The 16998-nt window shown below is 64.5% G+C and carries 18 protein-coding genes; 11 read left to right on the top strand and 7 right to left on the bottom strand.

Annotated features, from left to right (window positions below; genetic code table 11):
• Positions 1-143 precede the first annotated feature (143 nt).
• Together mntP and ACW9IN_RS23875 are read right to left on the bottom strand one after the other, a co-directional pair.
• Positions 144-707 (bottom strand): manganese efflux pump MntP, encoded by a 564-nt coding sequence (mntP, locus tag ACW9IN_RS23880; RefSeq protein ID WP_457368131.1) that lies wholly within the window; start codon positions 705-707, stop codon positions 144-146.
• A 219-nt stretch (positions 708-926) separates the two neighbouring features.
• The gene (locus tag ACW9IN_RS23875; protein ID WP_457368130.1) at positions 927-1238 is read right to left on the bottom strand and encodes a hypothetical protein; all 312 of its coding nucleotides are present in this window, start codon (positions 1236-1238) and stop codon (positions 927-929) included.
• Between the two features lie 217 nt (positions 1239-1455).
• Here ACW9IN_RS23875 and ACW9IN_RS23870 point away from each other — a divergent pair, with 217 nt between their 5' ends.
• Genes ACW9IN_RS23870 through ACW9IN_RS23860 form a run of 3 tightly spaced genes read left to right on the top strand, consistent with a single transcriptional unit; the run spans position 1456 to position 3591 of the window.
• On the top strand, positions 1456-2085 hold the full coding sequence (locus ACW9IN_RS23870) for a secretin and TonB N-terminal domain-containing protein (RefSeq protein ID WP_457368129.1): 630 nt from the start codon (positions 1456-1458) through the stop codon (positions 2083-2085).
• Complete coding sequence (locus ACW9IN_RS23865) at positions 2082-2627, top strand: RNA polymerase sigma factor (RefSeq protein WP_457368128.1); 546 nt, start codon at positions 2082-2084, stop codon at positions 2625-2627. Before ACW9IN_RS23870 ends, ACW9IN_RS23865 begins: the two co-directional genes overlap by 4 nt.
• 37 nt (positions 2628-2664) lie before the next feature.
• Positions 2665-3591, top strand: coding sequence for a FecR family protein (locus tag ACW9IN_RS23860; RefSeq protein WP_457368127.1), 927 nt, complete (start codon positions 2665-2667; stop codon positions 3589-3591).
• Positions 3592-3601: 10 nt separating this feature from the next.
• On the opposite strand, the gene ACW9IN_RS23855 is transcribed toward ACW9IN_RS23860, so the two are convergent.
• Positions 3602-4213: a type II secretion system protein GspJ gene (locus ACW9IN_RS23855; RefSeq protein ID WP_457368126.1), complete on the bottom strand. Its 612-nt coding sequence runs from the start codon at positions 4211-4213 to the stop codon at positions 3602-3604.
• On the bottom strand, positions 4210-4662 hold the full coding sequence (gene gspH, locus ACW9IN_RS23850) for a type II secretion system minor pseudopilin GspH (RefSeq protein WP_457368125.1): 453 nt from the start codon (positions 4660-4662) through the stop codon (positions 4210-4212). Before gspH ends, ACW9IN_RS23855 begins: the two co-directional genes overlap by 4 nt.
• Before the next feature lie 93 nt (positions 4663-4755).
• On the opposite strand from gspH, the gene ACW9IN_RS23845 reads away from it, so the two are divergent.
• Positions 4756-5187 carry a type II secretion system protein N gene (locus ACW9IN_RS23845; protein WP_457368124.1) on the top strand — a complete coding sequence of 144 codons (432 nt, stop codon included), beginning with the start codon at positions 4756-4758 and terminating at the stop codon, positions 5185-5187.
• Here ACW9IN_RS23845 and gspI read toward each other — a convergent pair.
• Positions 5174-5539, bottom strand: coding sequence for a type II secretion system minor pseudopilin GspI (gene gspI / locus ACW9IN_RS23840; protein ID WP_457368123.1), 366 nt, complete (start codon positions 5537-5539; stop codon positions 5174-5176). The two genes, ACW9IN_RS23845 and gspI, sit on opposite strands and share 14 nt — an antisense overlap.
• A 148-nt stretch (positions 5540-5687) precedes the next feature.
• On the opposite strand from gspI, the gene gspG reads away from it, so the two are divergent.
• From gspG to ACW9IN_RS23805, 7 genes are all read left to right on the top strand, one after another.
• Positions 5688-6137, top strand: a complete 450-nt coding sequence (gene gspG, locus ACW9IN_RS23835) for a type II secretion system major pseudopilin GspG (RefSeq protein WP_457368122.1) — start codon at positions 5688-5690, stop codon at positions 6135-6137.
• Between the two features lie 8 nt (positions 6138-6145).
• Complete coding sequence (gene gspK, locus ACW9IN_RS23830) at positions 6146-7024, top strand: type II secretion system minor pseudopilin GspK (RefSeq protein ID WP_457368121.1); 879 nt, start codon at positions 6146-6148, stop codon at positions 7022-7024.
• A complete protein-coding gene (gene gspL / locus ACW9IN_RS23825; protein WP_457368120.1) occupies positions 7021-8079 on the top strand; it encodes a type II secretion system protein GspL in 1059 nt (352 codons plus the stop codon). The genes gspK and gspL overlap by 4 nt, the downstream gene beginning before the upstream one ends.
• Positions 8072-8584 (top strand): type II secretion system protein GspM, encoded by a 513-nt coding sequence (gene gspM, locus ACW9IN_RS23820; RefSeq protein ID WP_457368119.1) that lies wholly within the window; start codon positions 8072-8074, stop codon positions 8582-8584. The genes gspL and gspM overlap by 8 nt, the downstream gene beginning before the upstream one ends.
• A complete protein-coding gene (gspD, locus tag ACW9IN_RS23815; protein WP_457368118.1) occupies positions 8581-10890 on the top strand; it encodes a type II secretion system secretin GspD in 2310 nt (769 codons plus the stop codon). Before gspM ends, gspD begins: the two co-directional genes overlap by 4 nt.
• Before the next feature lie 701 nt (positions 10891-11591).
• Positions 11592-12743: a macrolide transporter subunit MacA gene (macA, locus tag ACW9IN_RS23810; protein WP_457368117.1), complete on the top strand. Its 1152-nt coding sequence runs from the start codon at positions 11592-11594 to the stop codon at positions 12741-12743.
• A gap of 3 nt (positions 12744-12746) precedes the next feature.
• Positions 12747-14705, top strand: a complete 1959-nt coding sequence (locus tag ACW9IN_RS23805) for a MacB family efflux pump subunit (protein ID WP_457368116.1) — start codon at positions 12747-12749, stop codon at positions 14703-14705.
• 73 nt (positions 14706-14778) lie between these two features.
• Here the strand turns inward: ACW9IN_RS23805 and ACW9IN_RS23800 are convergent, their stop codons facing one another.
• Both ACW9IN_RS23800 and ACW9IN_RS23795 read right to left on the bottom strand, forming a co-directional pair.
• Entirely contained in the window at positions 14779-15450 is a 672-nt protein-coding gene (locus tag ACW9IN_RS23800) for a helix-turn-helix transcriptional regulator (RefSeq protein WP_457368115.1), read from the bottom strand.
• 226 nt (positions 15451-15676) lie between these two features.
• A complete protein-coding gene (locus ACW9IN_RS23795; RefSeq protein WP_457368114.1) occupies positions 15677-16921 on the bottom strand; it encodes a methionine gamma-lyase in 1245 nt (414 codons plus the stop codon).
• Positions 16922-16998 lie beyond the last annotated feature (77 nt).

Here is a 16998-nt window from a genome sequence, read left to right as displayed (position 1 = left end):
GCAAAAAAGTCTGGGCGTCACTATTGCGCCAAACCCGGCACCGGGCTTGTACGGGTGTGCTCGGTTGATGGGGCACGAGGCGCCGACCGCGTGACGACGGTAGGCGCCCATCGGGGAAATTTCAAGGCAGGCAATGGGCCTGGTTACGCCGACAGGTGCTCATACAAAATCGTCGCACCCACCAGCATCAGCACTACGCCGCCGACCATTTCGGCGCGCTTGCCTACCACCGTGCCGAGCACGCGGCCGAGCATCATGCCGAGGGTGACCATGGTCATGGTCGCCAGGCCGATGGCGGCGGCGGCCACCAGGATATTCACGTCGACGAATGCCAGGCCCACGCCCACCGCGAGGGCGTCGATACTGGTGGCGAAGGCCGTGACGGCCAGGATCAGGAAGGAATGGCGGGTCGGCGGTTCGGCTTCTTCGTCATCGGTCTTGAAGCCGTTGTAGATCATGTGCAGGCCGAGCCCCACCAGCAGGGTGAAGGCGATCCAGTGGTCCCAATGCTCTACCCAGCGGGTGGCGGCATGGCCGATAGCCCAGCCGATCATCGGCGTGATGGCTTCGATCACGCCGAAGATCAGACCGGCGCGCAAGGCTTCGGCAAGGCGTGGTTTGTGCAGGCTGGAGCCTTTGCCGATGGCGGCCGCGAAGGCATCCGTGGACATGGCAAGGGCGAGCAGGATCAGAGAAATGGGGTTCACGGCAAGGTTTCCAGTCGGGCTGCATGAGTCAACGACACACCCACACGCCCGACTTCAGGCATGGATATGTCGCTGGTCTCACCAACCACAACGGTGTTCGCACCACGGCAGGTTGCCGAATATGTTGATACGAACGCTTCTGAGCGGGTCAGAAGCCGGTTACTCCCCAACGAAGGTGGCGATCATAGACGCCATGAGATGAAAAATCCGTCAAAAGCCTCAAGGCCGCTGTGGCTTGACCGCATTGCCGAAGGTATTGCCCATGCGAATGCTGGTCGCCGCCGGCGTGGACAGGCCGACGCTGTTGGGCGGGCGTTTTTCCACAGGGATTTGTCGGGCTTCGCGGTTTTTTTGCGCAGCTTTGGTCGCTTCCGGGCTGCTGCCCATCTGTTGGCTCAGGCAACCATAGTCGGGCGCCTTGTAACCGTCCACGGTGACTTCGGCACAGCCGCTGGCCGTGCTTTCGGCGTGGGCGAACAAGGGCAGGGCAGTGCACAGCAACAGGCTGGCAAGGGTCGGGAACCGCATCATCGAGGCCTCCTGGCAGGCCCTGGGAAGTGGGCCGGTAAGGCTGGAAAGTGTAGTGCAGCGGGCATGTCGACAGCGTGATCTTTTTTTTGCCATCACCGTAACATCAGGTTCATAAACTGGCCTCAGGATGACGGTTTTCTAGGACGCGTCGGCCGTGCAGCGATGCAGAGCAGGGGATAAGAAAGGCGCCTGGAGGCATGTCGCATGTGCCCTGGTCTTGCTGTTGCTGCTGGTCGGCGGTCGCGTCGCGCAGGCAGAGACTGACCTGATGCTGGACCTGCCCGCCCAGGACCTGGAGCACGCCCTGCAAGCCTACAGCCGTGCCACCGGCATGGCGGTGCTGGTGGACCGCGAGCTCACACGCGGACGGCGCTCCATCGGGGTGCACGGGCGCTTCACGGCGCAAGAGGCCTTGGCGATGTTGCTGACAGGGAGTGGCCTGATGGCCCGTTATGCGCGCAGCGATGCGTTCACCTTGCAAGTGCCTGACGTCAGCCGGTCGGCGCCGACACGAGGGGCGACGGCACGGATCAACAACAGCTACGCCACGGCCTTGCAGCACGCCGTCGAGACCAGCCTGTGCGGTTCGCCACTGACCCGCCCCGGCAGTTTTCGCGCGCTGGTGCAGGTGTGGGTCAACCGTGATGGCGTGATCGAACACAGCCGGCTGGTCAGTTCCACCGGTGACGAACAACGCGATGAAGCATTGGTCCGCAGGCTGGGGGCTGCACGGGTCGAACGCCCGGCTCCCAGTTCGCTGCGCCAGCCGGTGACTTTACTTTTGATGCCTGACACAACAGGAATGCGCATGGAATGCACAGCAGGGAACGGAGGCTCGGACGGATGAAAGAGACCGGGCACAGTACGATGGTCAGTCTGTTCCTGGCGTCGTACCAGGACTTCAAGGTGCGGCTGCGCAAGCGCCTGGGCTCGGAGGACCTGGCCAACGATGTCCTGCATGAAACCTACCTGCGGGTCGACCGCATGGAAATGCCGCCGAACCTGGCACAACCCAATGCCTACCTGTATCGCATGGCCTTGAACATTGCCGCCGACCGCCGCCAGGCCGATGCGCGCTTGCTCACCGGCAGCGAAGTCGAAGAGCTGCTGCAAAGCGCCGACGAAGCCCAGGACCCGTCACGGGTGGTGAGCGGCCAGAAAGAAATCCAGTCCCTGGTCAAGGCCCTCTACGAGTTGCCGGCGCGTCGGCGCAAGATCCTGATCGCCGCTCGCCTGGAAGAAGCGCCACACCTGGAAATTTCCCAGCGTTTCGGCATCTCCACGCGCATGGTCGAGAAGGAAATCAAGGCCGCTCTGGGGCACTGTGCCAAGCGTCTGGAAAGAAAAGTGATTCAGCGGTTCGGTCCCGGGGCCGGAAAACCGTCTTAGTGTCGAGTCCCTGATAAATCCGTGAGTATGTGCGCGCTTGAATATCTTTAGCTTCCCCTCCACCCGGGACACCACCAACGGCCCCCTGCACGACGAAGCCCGCGACTGGCTGCTGTTGCTGACTTCGGGTCGTGCCACCGTGGCCGACGCCAACGCCCTGCGTGCCTGGTGTGCCCAGAGCCCGGCGCATGCCCAGGCGTTCGAGCAGGCCAAGGTGTTGTGGCAGCAACTGGGGCCGGCGGTCGAGCAACTGTCGGCGCCGCGCCGGTTTGGCCGGCGCGCCTTCCTGGGCGCGGCCATTGCCGCCTCGGCGGCGGTGGTCATGGTGCGCGTCGGCGTGCCTGGCGGCTTCGCCGGGTTGACGGCGGACTACCGCACCGAGGTCGGCGAGCAGCGCCAAGTGCTGCTGGCGGACGGCGTGAGCCTGGAACTCAATACCCAGACCCGGATCAGCCGGGTCGGCGAAGGGATCACGTTGCTCGAAGGCGAAGTGGAAGTCGTCACCCGCACGGCGCAAGCGCTGAAAGTCCAGGCCGGCGCGGGCTGGGTCAGCGCAGCGCACGCCCGCTTCAATGTGCGCAACACGGACCACCAGGTGTGTGTGACCTGTATCGAAGGTTCATTGTCGGTCGAGGTGGCCGGGCGCACCGTGCGCCTCGATAGCGGGCGGCAACTCACCTATGGCGCTGCCGGTGTGGGTGAGCCGGTGGGCGTGGATACCCAGGCCGTGGTGGCCTGGCGCGAGCAGGTGCTGGTGTTCGACAACGCCACGCTGGCGACGGTGGTCGATGAGATCAACCGCTACCGGCCAGGCATGCTGGTGCTGCTGAACAAAGCGTTGGGGCGGCGACGGGTGCAGGCGCGGTTCAACCTGCAACAGTTGGCGGGCGTCGCGTTGTTGATTCGCGATGCCTACGGTGCCAAGTGCACCGAGCTGCCGGGCGGCGTGGTGCTGCTGAGCTAGCCATGCCCGCCTAGCGTAACGGCCCGAGCACCTGGCGATAGCGTTCAATCCCCTGCGGCGTCTGCCGCACCAGGCTGACCTCCAACCCTTCGGGGTCTTCCCGTCGGTTGCCGCTCAACTGTCGCCAGCCTTTGCCCGCTTCCCACACCCGCACCTGAAGATCGCTGACCCCCGTCAGTACCTCCACGCCGTCTTTGGCTGCCGGCAACGGAAACCGGTCCCGTGCAGGGGCGACGGCGCGGTAAAGGCTGTCGCCCTTGAGCCACCAGCGCACCCGTTGCAACCCGTCGCCGGCCAGTGGCGCGCTGCGAATCACATCGAGCCGAAAGCCTTTGCTGTCGGAACTGCGCACGGTCACGGCGGCCAGCCCATCGGTCTTGGCCACTTCATCCGGGGCCGGTGGCGGGGCCATCAGTTCGACGCTGGCCCGCAGGCTGACATCGCGCTGCAACTGGTTCAGCGCGCGCAGCAATACTTCGGTCTGCTCGGCGCTGGCCTGCAAGTGCTGGTCGGCGCGGGTCACGCTGTCAAGGCCGCGCCAGGCGATCAGGCTGACCACCGCCATCAACAGGATCGCGATCATCACTTCGATCAGGGTGAAGCCTTTCTGGGACCTGCTCATGGCTGGCTCACTACGCGCATCAGGCCGGCGTTGTCCCGTTGCAGGCTGAGGCGGTGCTGCCCATCCGACAGCTCCACCCGCAGTGGCGGGCTGATCCATTCGGCATTGAGCACCAGGGTTTGCCGAGGCTCGATCCGCACCTGCACCGCCGGGCTTTCCCAGCGGCGCGGGCGCAATTGGGCATCGTCCTGGAAGGCTTCCATACCCTGGCCATCGTCGCGCGGGCGGTTGAAGCGAAACCCCTTGGCATCGGCGCGCCAAGTGATCGGGCGGCCGTCCGCACGCGCTTCGGCCTGGGCCACTTGCAGCAGTTGGCCGAGGCGTTCGGCGTCCTTGCGCAACAGGTGCAGCGGGTCGGGCTTGATGGTCAGGCTGATGGCTGCACTGGCAATGCCGATGATCACCAGCACCACCATCAACTCGATCAGGGTGAAGCCTTGCTGTTTCATCGCGGGCTACCTGGAGAACTGGGGAGTGTGTGAAATAAAAGCGTGCGAATTGACCTGTAGGCTGGTGCGACGGACAAACAGGAGGTCCCGACCATGGCATTCGCCCCTCGTTTTACCCTGGCCCACGGCGTGCAGGCGCTGGGGCTGCTGGCGGCAGTGGCCGGCGTGGCGGTGTGGACGCCGCTGCTGCTGACGTCCGCCGAATCCCATACGCCCCAGGCCACCCCGCAGGCACTGGCAGCGCGCAGTGACAACCCGGCGTTGCAGTGGTTTTCCACGGTGCCCACCGCGTTGCAGGTCAAGGTCACGGGGGTGCTGGCGGGCGCGCGGGGCGCGGTGGCCATCCTCAGCCTCAATGACGGTGCGCCACGCAGCTTCCAGGTGGGCGAGCGCTTGAGCCCGGGCGTGCGTTTGACTGCCATCGAAGGCGATGGGGTGCAGATCGAGCGCGGCGGTGAAACGCTGCGCGTCAACCTCGACAAATTGCCGGACGGGCCTGCCTTGCCGCGACTCACTCGGCCATGACCTGGGTGTCCAGGCGGGCCAGGGGCGGCGCCTCGCGGCTGGCGTCCAGCACCTGCACCGTGACCTGAAACAGGCGCCCCTCGGCGCTGATGGTTTGCTCGCAACGCAGTTTCAGGCGGCCCTGGTCGCAGTCGAACATCTTTCTGCCGCTGCGCAGGTGGCCTTCCAGACGCAGCTCCGCCAGGCGGCTGTGTGCCGCCAGCAACGCGATGGATTTGTCGCGCAACAACCCATTGCTCTGGGTCATCAACCCGGCCACGCGCACGGCGGCGGCCATGGCCACGGCGATGATCGCCAGCGCCACCAGCACTTCAATCAGGGTGAAACCTTGCGCGTTGCGACGGCCGGCCATGGCGCTCTCGAAGCTCGGAAACAGGCCCGCAGACTAGCGCCCGCAGTTGACTGATTGGCGACCGAAACACCCGAGGATTTTCAATACGACTGACATATGTTCTTGCAACACTGCGCCACGAAATGCACTCAAGCCAAGGAATGTCGAGATGGATATCGCGCCCCTAACGTCCCGGTTGCCAGGCCCTCGCGGCCAGCGCGGTTTCACCCTGATCGAGATCATGGTGGTGGTGGTGATCCTCGGGATCCTGGCCGCGATGGTGGTGCCCAAGGTGCTCGATCGTCCGGACCAGGCGCGGGCCACGGCGGCGAAGCAGGACATCGGCGGCTTGATGCAAGCCCTCAAGCTGTACCGCCTCGACCATGGCAGTTACCCGAGCATGAACCAGGGCCTCAAGGTGCTGGTCGAGCGCCCGGCGGACGCGAAGAACAGCAACTGGCGCGCCTACCTCGACCGTTTGCCCAACGACCCCTGGGGCCATCCCTATCACTACCTCAACCCGGGCGCGAACGGTGAGGTCGACGTGTTCTCCCTCGGTGCCGACGGCCAACCGGACGGTGATGGCGTCAATGCCGATATCGGCTCCTGGCAGTTGTAAGGCGCGCCATGAAACGGTATTCGCCCGGCGTGGCGAAGCAGCGCGGCATGGCGATCATCAGCGCGCTGTTGATCGCCGCCGTGGTGGCGGTGATGGCGGGCGCCATGCTCACCCGCCAGAGCCTCTTCACCCGGGGCCTTGAGGCCGAGCTGTCGCGGGTGCAGGGCCAATGGGTGTTGCAGGGCGGCCTCGAGCGCAGCCGGCAGATCCTCTGGGAGGCGCGTCAACATGAGGTACTCACGCGCCTCGACCAGCCCTGGGCCCGTGCCCAGTCCGGCGCGTTCGATGCGCGGATCGTCGACGAGCAAGGCAAGTTCAACCTGCGCAACCTGGTCAACCGTCAGCAACTGGACAACGAGCAATTGCAACGTTTCGAACGGCTGTGCCGGCTGATCGGCGTCGCTCCGGCGCTGAGCCGACGCATCAGCCAACGGGTGATTGCCTCTTACGACCGGCTCGACGCGCCTGCGCGCTACCCGGTGCTGCGCAGCGTGGAGGATCTGAGCGGCCTCGAGGGGCTCGATCCGCAGTTGCTGCATCGCTTGCAGGGTTACTTCAGCGTCCTGCCCGGCATGACCTGGGTCAACGGCAACACCGCCAGCGCTGAAGTGCTCAGCGCCGTGGTGCCGCAGCTCAGCCTGTCCCAGGCCCAAGGGTTGGTGGCCGAGCGTGACAGCGGACACTGGTTCATCAACCGGGGGGATTTCGTCAACCGTCTGCACTTGCCCCAGGTAGCGGTGGACTCGGTACAAGTGGGCATTACCAGCGAGTGGTTTCGCGTGCAGGGCCAGGCCCGACGCGAACAGCGGCGCGTGACCCTCGACGCGTTGCTGCATCGCCCTGAAGACCGCCAGCCCCGCGTGATCTGGTCGCGGGTGGGCGTATGAAACGCTTGCGCATCGGCTTGCCGCTGCTCGAACAACTGACCGCCGACAGCCACGTCAGCTACGCCTGGCTGGAGCGCGGCGCGGTGGTCGAAGAGGGGCGCGCGCGCCTGTCGCAGGTGTGCAGGCCCTCGCTGGCTGTGGAGTGTTTTCTGCACCCGCGCGACAGCCTGCTCACGCGCCTGGAACTGCCGCCGCTGCCGGCCGCGAAAACCTCGGCGGCGGTGGCCTGCGCCGCCCAGGCATTGATCCTCGGCCCGCTGGAGCAGATGCACGTGGCCCATGGCCCGCGCGAAAGCGATGGCGGGGTGGCGGTTGCCTGGGTGCCCAGGGCCGGGCTGGAGCGGCTGGCGCAATTGCCAATCAAACTGCGCGGCCTGTATCCCGCGCCGTATGCCTTGCCGGTGGGCGCGAGCACTCTGGAAGACGGGTTCTGGCTGACGCGCGACAGCCTGCAACAAGGCACTGTGCACCCATTGGGCGTGCCAGCTCTGGACACCCCGCAGGTCGAAGCCGCGCAGCGCTGGAATGGCGTGGTGCCCGCCTGGAGCTTGCACGGGCGTCTGCCTCAACCAGCCAGCGCCGGTTGGGGGCGTGCGCTGGCCTGTGTGGCGCTGGCGGTAGCGGTCTGGTCCCTGGGACTGAACCTTTACGCCGCCCGGCAAGTGGACGAGGGACAGCGACTCAAGGCGCTGATGAGCCAGCAAGTGCGGCAGGCCTTCCCGGAACTGCCGGTGGTCCTCAATCCGTTGCAGCAGGCCCGTCAGCAACTGGCGGCGCGGCAGAGCGGGGTGGCGGGGGATCCCGGCCAGCGCTTCATCAGCCTGTTGCAACTGGCGGGCAGCAACCTGCCGTTCATGGTCGGCAGTGTCGACCACCTGACCTTCGAACAGGGTCGTCTGCATCTGGCGTTGCTGGCAGACAGTCGCAACCCTGCCGTCGAAGGTGAATGGCAGGCTGCTCTGGCCCAGGCCGGGTTTATCGCCACGCGCGAAGACCACGGCTGGTCCATCGGCCCGGCGCAGGCCACGGATACCCCGGAGGCCGTCGATGAATAAGTGGCAACGGGCACGCAGCCAGGCCCGGCTGTTATGGGCTGGCCTGGCCTTGCGTGAACAACGCATGGTGATGGGGGCGGGTCTGGTGCTGGCGGGCCTGTTGACTTGGCTGGTGCTGGTCCAGCCTGCTTTGAAAAAGATCGATTACTGGCAAGCCGAGACGCCCCGGTTGCGCTCCCAGGCCGAAGCCTTGCTGGTGTTATTGCAGGACGTGGCCGCGCCGCGCCAGGCGGATGAACGCGCGCTGCGCCAGGCCCTCGACGGTGCCGGTCTGCAAGGGCATTACCAGTTGCAGGCGCAGGCCTCCGGCGGCTGGCGACTGGCGTTCGACAAGGCCCCCGCCGATGCGGTGGTGGGCTGGCTGTTGGGAACCCCCCGTTCGTTTTCCCTGGAGGTGTCCGAAGCACGTTTGCAGCGTGCCGTGGATGCCGTTGATAACTCGGCCGGCACCGTGTCCGGGACCGTTCGCATGGATCAGGCGCCTGGCGCTAAGGAAGCTTCATGAAGTGGTCAGTTCCCCCTTTTCGCAAGGTCGCGCCGCTGCTGATGCTGGCCCTGAGTGCGTGCAGCACCCAGGAGGCCCACAAGCCGCTGCTGGTGGACAGCGAGCTCGGCCAGCCATTGGCCGACACCCGCCGCAGCGGCGATACGCTGCTTGACCGTCAACGCGCGCCTGCGCCTGCGCCACCCGTACAACACCGGGTCACCAGCAGCGCCCGCAGCCAGGCCCCGGCGCCGATCAAGGCGCGCAACCCGCTGGGCGACCAGCCGGTGCAACTCAATTTCGTCGATGCGGACATCCAGGCGGTGGTGCGCGCATTGTCCCGCGCCACCGGCCAACAGTTCCTGGTGGACCCGCGGGTGAAGGGCAACCTGACCCTGGTCAGCGAAGGCCAGGTGCCGGCGCACCAGGCCTACGACATGCTGCTGGCGGCGCTGCGCATGCAAGGCTTCAGCGTGGTGGACGTGGGCGGCGTGGCCCAGGTGGTGCCCGAGGCCGATGCCAAGTTGCTCGGTGGCCCGATCAACAGCCCCGGCAGCAGTGGCATGCAGACCCGCACCTTTCGCCTGCAATATGAAAACGCGGTGAACCTGATCCCGGTGCTGCGCCCCATCGTCTCACCGAACAACCCGATCAATGCCTACCCGGGCAACAACAGCATCGTCATAACCGACTACGCGGAAAACCTCGCGCGGGTCGCGCAGATCATCGGCGGCATCGACACCCCCAGCGCCATTGACACCGATGTGGTGAAGGTGCAGAACGGCATCGCCGTGGACATCGCCGCAATGGTCGCCGAGCTGCTGGAAACCCAGGGCGCCGACCAGACCCAGAAGATCAACGTGGTCGGCGACCCGCGCTCCAACTCGATCATCATTCGCTCCGGCAGTCCCGAGCGCACGGAACTGGCGCGCAACCTGATCTACAAACTCGACAACGCCCAGAGCAACCCCAGCAACATGCACGTGGTGTACCTGCGCAACGCCCAGGCGGGCAAGCTGGCCCAGTCGCTGCGCGGCTTGCTCACCGGCGAAAGCGAGTCCGGCGCCAGCGACGATGCGCGGGGCAAGCTCAGCAGCATGGGCGGCAACGGCCAGAATCTCCAGGGCAGCAGCACACCCCAAAACAGCAGCGGCACACCCACCGGCAGCGGCGTGCAGTCGGGGTATTCAGGGTATGGCCAGTCGGGCAGCCCGGCGACCGGCAACGCCAGCGCCACCAGCGACCAGAACACCGCGTTCAGCGCCGGCGGGGTCACTATCCAGGCCGACGCCACCACCAACACCTTGCTGATTTCCGCACCGGACCCGCTGTACCGCAACCTGCGGGAAGTGATCGACCTGCTTGACCAGCGCCGTGCCCAGGTGGTGATCGAAAGCCTGATCGTGGAAGTGGGCGAAGACGACGCCAGCGAGTTCGGTGTGCAATGGCAGACCGGCAACCTGGCAGGCAAGGGCGTCTTCGGTGGTGCCAACCTGGGCGGCAGCGGTGTGAATGCCACGCCCACCAGCAAGACCAGCATCGATGTATTGCCGGCCGGGCTGAACGTCGGCGTGGTCAAGGGCACGGTGGATATCCCTGGCATCGGCAAGGTCCTCGACCTCAAGGTGCTGGCCCGCGCGTTGAAGAGCAAGGGCGGCACCAACGTGCTGTCCACGCCCAACCTGCTGACGCTGGACAACGAAGCGGCGAGTATTTTCGTGGGCCAGACCATTCCGTTCGTCACCGGCAGTTATGTGACCGGTGGCGGCGGCAACAGCAACAACCCGTTCCAGACGGTGCAGCGTGAAGAAGTGGGGCTCAAGCTGAACGTCCGCCCGCAGATTTCCGAAGGCGGCACGGTGAAGCTGGATATCTACCAGGAAGTCAGCAGCGTGGACGCACGGGCGTCGGTGGAGGCGGGGACGGTCACCAACAAACGGGCGATCGACACCAGCATCCTGCTCGATGACGGGCAGATCATGGTGCTGGGCGGGTTGCTGCAGGACGGCTACAGCCAGAGCAATGACGCGGTGCCATGGCTGTCGGAGATCCCGGGCTTGGGGGCGTTGTTTCGCAATGAACGGCGCAGCGTGAACAAGACCAACCTGATGGTGTTTTTGCGGCCTTACATCATTCGGGACAGTGGGGCGGGGCGCAGTATTACGTTGAACCGGTATGAATTCATGCGGCGCTCGCAGGCGGGGTTGCAGCCGGAACACAGCTGGGCGTTGCCGGATGTGCAGGCGCCGCAGTTGCCTTCGGTGGAGAAGGCGATTCCGGGGAGTGGGCCGAGGGCGGTGATTCGGGCGGTGCCGGTTCGTGATTGATTTTGATCGAGTACATATCCGTTGCTGCGGTAACGGCCACTTAGGGTTCCGCTCTTACAGCGGCTCACTTTTGAAAAGCGCAAAAGTAAGCAAAACGCTCTTGCCCCACCACTCGGCACCTCGCCGTGGCTCGGTGTGCCCGAACGCAGGCTTGAATCCGTGGGCCGCCGCCACGCGCCATCCCTGGCGCGGGGCGGCTAACCCGGCGTCCTGCCGGGTTGCCCACGGATTCAAGCCTGCGTTCGGCCAGCGTGTTTGACGGGGCGCTCAAGATCAAAAGCAGATCAAGAGCAGATCAAAAGCGGGTCTGGTGTACACCGCCCTGTGGGAGCTGGCTTGCCTGCGATGGCATCCACTGGGTTTGTCTGGTGTTCCGAGGTGACTGCATCGCAGGCAAGCCAGCTCCCACAGACAAGCGCGTGCGCTTTTCACCACTCAGGCCGGCTCTCAGGCCGCCGTGCTCTGGCTTTTGATCTTGCTTTTGATCTGAGGCGCCCCATCAAGCACGCCGGCCCGAATTCCCGTCGGATTACGGGTACACCGAGCCCGAGCGAGGTGCCGAGTGTTGGTGCAAGAGCCCTTTTGGTTACTTTTGGCTGGGCCGGCATTCCGGCTCTTTTCCAAAAGTGACCCGCCGTAAGGGCGGAACCCTTATCAGCCGTTACCCAAATAACGGATATGTACTCGATCAAAGGCCATCCATGGAAAAGTCAAAGTTACGCAAACTGGGAATGCTAACGGTATTAGCCGTAGCCGTTGGCCTACTCATCTACACGGTCCAGGCCCCCGCCGACGCCCCCCAATACCTCACCGCCACCGCCGAGCGCGGTGACATCGAAAACGCCGTCCTGGCCACCGGCCTGCTCGAAGGCGTCAAACAGGTCGACGTCGGCGCCCAAGTCTCCGGCCAGCTCAAATCCCTCAAGGTCAAGGTCGGCGACAAGGTCAAGAAAGGCCAATGGCTGGCCGAAATCGACCCTCTGGTCCTGCAGAACACCCTGCGCAAAGCCCAGGTCGACGAAGAAAACCTCCAGGCCCAACGCCGCGCCACGGCCGCGCAACTCAAGCAGGCCCGCTCGGTATACGAGCGCTACAAGGGCTTGCAGATCGATGAGTCGGTGTCGCGCCAGGACTTCGAGGACGCGGAATCGAACTTCCAGGTGCAGCAGGCCAATCTGCTGTCTCTGGATGCACAGATCAAGAGCGCGCATATCCAGATCGACACCGCCAAGGTCAACCTGGCCTACACCCGCATCGTCGCGCCCATCGACGGCGATGTGGTCGGCATCGTCACCCAGGAAGGCCAGACCGTGATCGCCAACCAACTGGCGCCGGTGCTGCTCAAGCTGGCGGACCTGGACACCATGACCGTCAAGGCCCAGGTGTCGGAGGCCGACGTGATTCACATCAGCCCCGGCCAGCAGGTGTATTTCACCATTCTGGGGGAGGCCGACAAACGCTACTACGCCAAGCTGCGCGGCACCGAGCCGGCGCCGCAGAATTTCCTCGAGACCCAGACCGCCGGTACGCCCAAGCAGAACACGGCGGTGTTCTACAACGCGTTGTTCGACGTGCCCAACCCGGACCACCGCCTGCGTATCGCGATGACGGCCCAGGTGCGCATCGTGCTCGACACCGCCCAGGCCGCGTTGATGGTGCCGGTGGCGGCATTGGGGGCGCGCAACAACGACGGCAGCTACCCGGTGCGGGTCCTGGATGCCAAGGGCAAGGCGGTGTCCCGCGAGGTGAAGACCGGTATCAATAACAACGTCAAGGTGCAGATCCTGGAGGGCTTGGTTGAAGGCGACAAGGTGGTGATCGGCGACGCAATGCCCGCTGTGGCGGGGAACTGACGGATGAGCCAGCCACTGTTGGAACTCAAGGGCATCACCCGCAGTTTCATGGCCGGCGAGCGCGAGTTCATTGCGCTCAAGGGCATCGACCTGAGTATTCAGGCCGGGGAAATGGTCGCGATCATCGGGGCGTCGGGGTCGGGCAAGTCGACTCTGATGAACATTCTCGGCGGCCTGGATTACGCCACCGCCGGCAGCTACAAGATCAACGGCATCGAAACCCGGTCACTGGGCGATGAACAGCTGGCCGAGTTGCGCCGCGACTACTTCGGCTTCATCTTCCAGCGTTACCACTTGCTGGCGCACTTGAGCGCGTTGCACAACGTGGAAATGCCGGCGATCTATGCCGGTACACCGGAAAGCGCGCGGCATGGGCGGGCGCGGGAATTGCTGGCACGGCTGGGCCTGGCCGGGCACACCACCCACCGGCCCAGCCAGTTGTCCGGTGGGCAGCAGCAGCGGGTGAGTATCGCCCGCGCCTTGATGAACGGCGGCGAAGTGATCCTCGCCGACGAACCCACCGGCGCCCTCGATACCCACAGCGGCAAGGAAGTCATGCGCATCCTTGCCGAGCTGCACGCCGCCGGGCACACGGTGATTATCGTCACCCACGACCCCAAGGTGGCGGCCAATGCCCAGCGTATCGTCGAGGTGTGCGACGGCGAGATCGTCAGTGACAAGGCCAACGACAGCGTCGGCCTGGAGCTGCCCGGCGAAGCGCCCATCGAGCCCAAGCGCAGCGGCGCCCGTCGTCTGGTGGCCAGCCTGGGGCTGTTCAAGGAAGCGTTCAACATGGCCTGGGTCGCACTGGTGTCCCACCGCATGCGCACCTTGCTGACCATGCTGGGCATTGTGATCGGCATCACGTCGGTGGTGTCGATCTCGGCCATCGGCGAAGGGGCCAAGCGTTATGTGCTCAAGGACATCCAGGCGATTGGCAGCAACACCATCGATATCTTTTCCGGCACCAGTTTTGGCGACAGCCGCGCCTCGGCCATCGAGACCCTGATGCCTTCGGACGTGGACGCGCTGAACCAGCTGTATTACGTCGACAGCGCCACCCCGGTGGTGGGCCGCAACCTGTTGCTGCGCTTTGGCAATATCGACCTGGACGCCCAGGTGAATGGCGTGAGCGACCGTTACTTCAAGGTCAAAGGCTTGAAGATGGAGGCCGGAATCACTTTCAGCGAAAGCGATGCGCGGCGTCAGGCCCAGGTGGTGGTGATCGACCACAACGCGCGCCAGCGCCTGTTCGGCCCGAACGTCGACCCGCTGGGCCAGGTGATCCTGGTGGGCAACCTGCCGTGCACGGTGATCGGGGTGACGGCGGACAACAAGAACATGTTTGCCGCCAGCAAGGCGCTGAACGTGTGGGTGCCTTACGAGACGGCGGCGGGGCGTCTGCTGGGGCAGCGCCATTTGGACAGCATCACCGTGCGGATCAAGGATGGTCAGCCGAGCAAGGTGGTGGAAGACAACGTCAACAAGCTGATGCTGCAACGCCATGGCACCAAGGACTTCTTTACCAACAACCTCGACAGCATCATGCAGACGGTGCAGAAAACCAGCCGCTCCCTGGCGTTGCTGCTGTCGCTGATCGCGGTGATTTCGCTGCTGGTGGGCGGTATCGGGGTGATGAACATCATGTTGGTGTCGGTTACCGAGCGCACCCGTGAAATCGGCATTCGCATGGCGGTGGGGGCACGGCAGTCGGATATCCGCCAGCAGTTTCTGGTGGAGGCGGTGATGGTGTGCCTGATCGGCGGAATGATCGGCATCTCGCTGTCATTCGCCATCGGTTATCTGTTTTCGTTGTTCGTGAAGGAGTGGGAGATGGTGTTTTCCCTGGGCTCGATCATCACGGCGTTTGCCTGTTCGACAATGATCGGCATTGTGTTCGGCTTCGTGCCCGCGCGGAATGCGGCGCGACTGGATCCGATCGAGGCGCTGGCCCGCGATTGATTGCTTCCGGACACTGGAGAGTCAATGTGGGAGCGGGCTCGCTCCCACATTGACTTTTTAGAGTGGCGTGGCCTTAAAGACGGGTGGTTTCGTCGGTGGAATACATCCAGCGCAGCAATGAATGCCGCCCGCTGATCCCCAGCTTGATCGCCGCGCGTTTGAGGTAGCTTTCAATCGTGTTGACCTTCAACGCCAACTGCTCGGCCAACTCCGGCGCGGTGCGTCCGGCCAGCAGGCCCACGCACACCTCCAGCTCACGGTTGGACAGGGTCAGGCCCGACTGCACCAGGCGTTCCTCGATGCGCCGGCGCAGGGTGTCGAGGCCCTGGCTTTGCGGGGTTGTCGTATCGTTTTCGCTGCGGCAGGGCTGCAGGGCGGTGATGTGTTTTTCCACCAGGGGCAACAGCATGGTGGAGAAGTCCTGCAGCATGCTGCGCTCCTGCGGCGAGAAGCTTTGCGACTGGTGCGAGCGATACACCGACAGCACATAACGCACATCGTCCTTGCGGCGGGTCAGGTGCAATTGCGCCGCCGGCTGTTCTTCGCCCATGGCCACTACCGAATCGGTGTAGACCGGGCTGATCTTGCGGCGGGTATGGCCTGCGGAACTCACTTGCAGCTGTGTGATGTGCGTGGCGTCCACTGCCAGTTGTGTGAGGATCAGGTCATGCAGCATACGTGGGAAATGGCGACTGCCAGTGCTGGCGATGACCTTGCCTATATGTGGGAACAGGTGTGAGTTCATCAGTTCGTCCATGAATTTCGAGTGCAGGTATTCAACGTTATAACAACGGGATCTATATAAATAATCAGGCTGAATAACCCACAGTGATAACACGTCCCGTCGGCACGTATGCTAGTACAGCCTGGCGGCAGGATGGGGATCCAATTGCTAAAAAAATAGATTAAAACGACATAACGGCGGTCGGACCTGTCCGACCGCCGTGGCGGGAGAGGGGCGTGCTTGAGCGCTATTTCAATGCGTGGGCGGTGCTCGGCGCACGGCGCGGCGCGGTCCGGGTGCATCTGGCCAGGGCTTGCTGCACGTCGGCCAGCAGGTCGGCGACATCCTCCAGCCCCACCGACAGCCGCACCAACCCTTCACTGATGCCGTGCGCCGCGCGCTCCTGCGGGGTGTAGCTGGAATGGGTCATGCTCGCCGGGTGCTGGGCCAGGGATTCGGCGTCCCCCAGGCTGACGGCGCGGCTGAACAGTTTGAGCGCGTTCATGAAGCGTCGTCCCGTGTCGATGCCGCCCTTGAGTTCGAAGGCGATCATGCCGCCGGGCAGGCGCATCTGCCGCGTGGCCAATTCATACTGCGCGAAAGAACGCAGCCCCGGGTAGATGACCTGAGCCACGGCCGGGTGCGCTTGCAAGGCCTGCGCCACGGCCAGGGCATTGCTGCAATGGCGGTCCATGCGCAGGGCCAGGGTCTTAAGCCCGCGCATCAACAGGGCCGCATCCTGGGGCGACAGCACCGCGCCGGTCAGGTCCTTGAGCCCTTGCAGGCGAATGCGCTGGGCCAGGGCCTGGCTGGCCACGGCGATGCCGGCGGTGATATCGCCATGGCCGCTCAGGTACTTGGTGGCCGAGTGCACCACCACATCGGCGCCCAGGTCCAGGGGGCGTTGCAGGTAGGGCGTGCAGTAGGTGTTGTCGACCACCACGGTGACACCGGGATGGCGATGGGCCCGTTCGGCCACCGCGGCGATATCCACCAGTTGCAGGTTGGGGTTGGCCGGGGTTTCGAAATACACCAGGCGGGTGGCGGGGGAGAGGGCCTGGTCGAGGGCGTCGAGATCGCTGAGGTCGACATGCCGCACGCGGATGCCAAACTCGCCGAGGCCATGGTGCAACAGGGCGAAGGTGCAACCGTAGAGGGTCTGGCTGACGATCACCTCATCGCCCGGGCGCAGCAGGGTCCAGAACGTCGCGGCAATCGCGCCCATGCCGGAACCGAACGCCACGGCGGCCTCGCCGTTCTCCAGGGTCGTCATGCGGGATTCGAGCAGCGCCAGGGTCGGGTTGGAAATACGCGTATAGAAGTGGCCGGCGGCTTCACCGGCAAAACACGCGGCGCCGTATTCGACGGTAGGGAAAGCAAAGGTGGCCGACAGGTAGATCGGCGGCACGAGAGCGCCGTGGTGGTCCTTGGGGTCGTAGCCGTGGTGGATGGCGCGGGTGGAAAAGCCGAAGGCATGCTGTTTATTGTTCATGTAGGACGCTCCTTATTTCCTACAATGCTATGCTCATAACCGCAGATGAACGTTGCCATATGTGCTGCGAAAATCAC

The organism is Pseudomonas sp. SDO5271_S396 (assembly GCF_054071795.1).
Note: the sequence above shows the minus strand (reverse complement) of the source record. Positions and strands in the feature narration are given on the sequence as shown.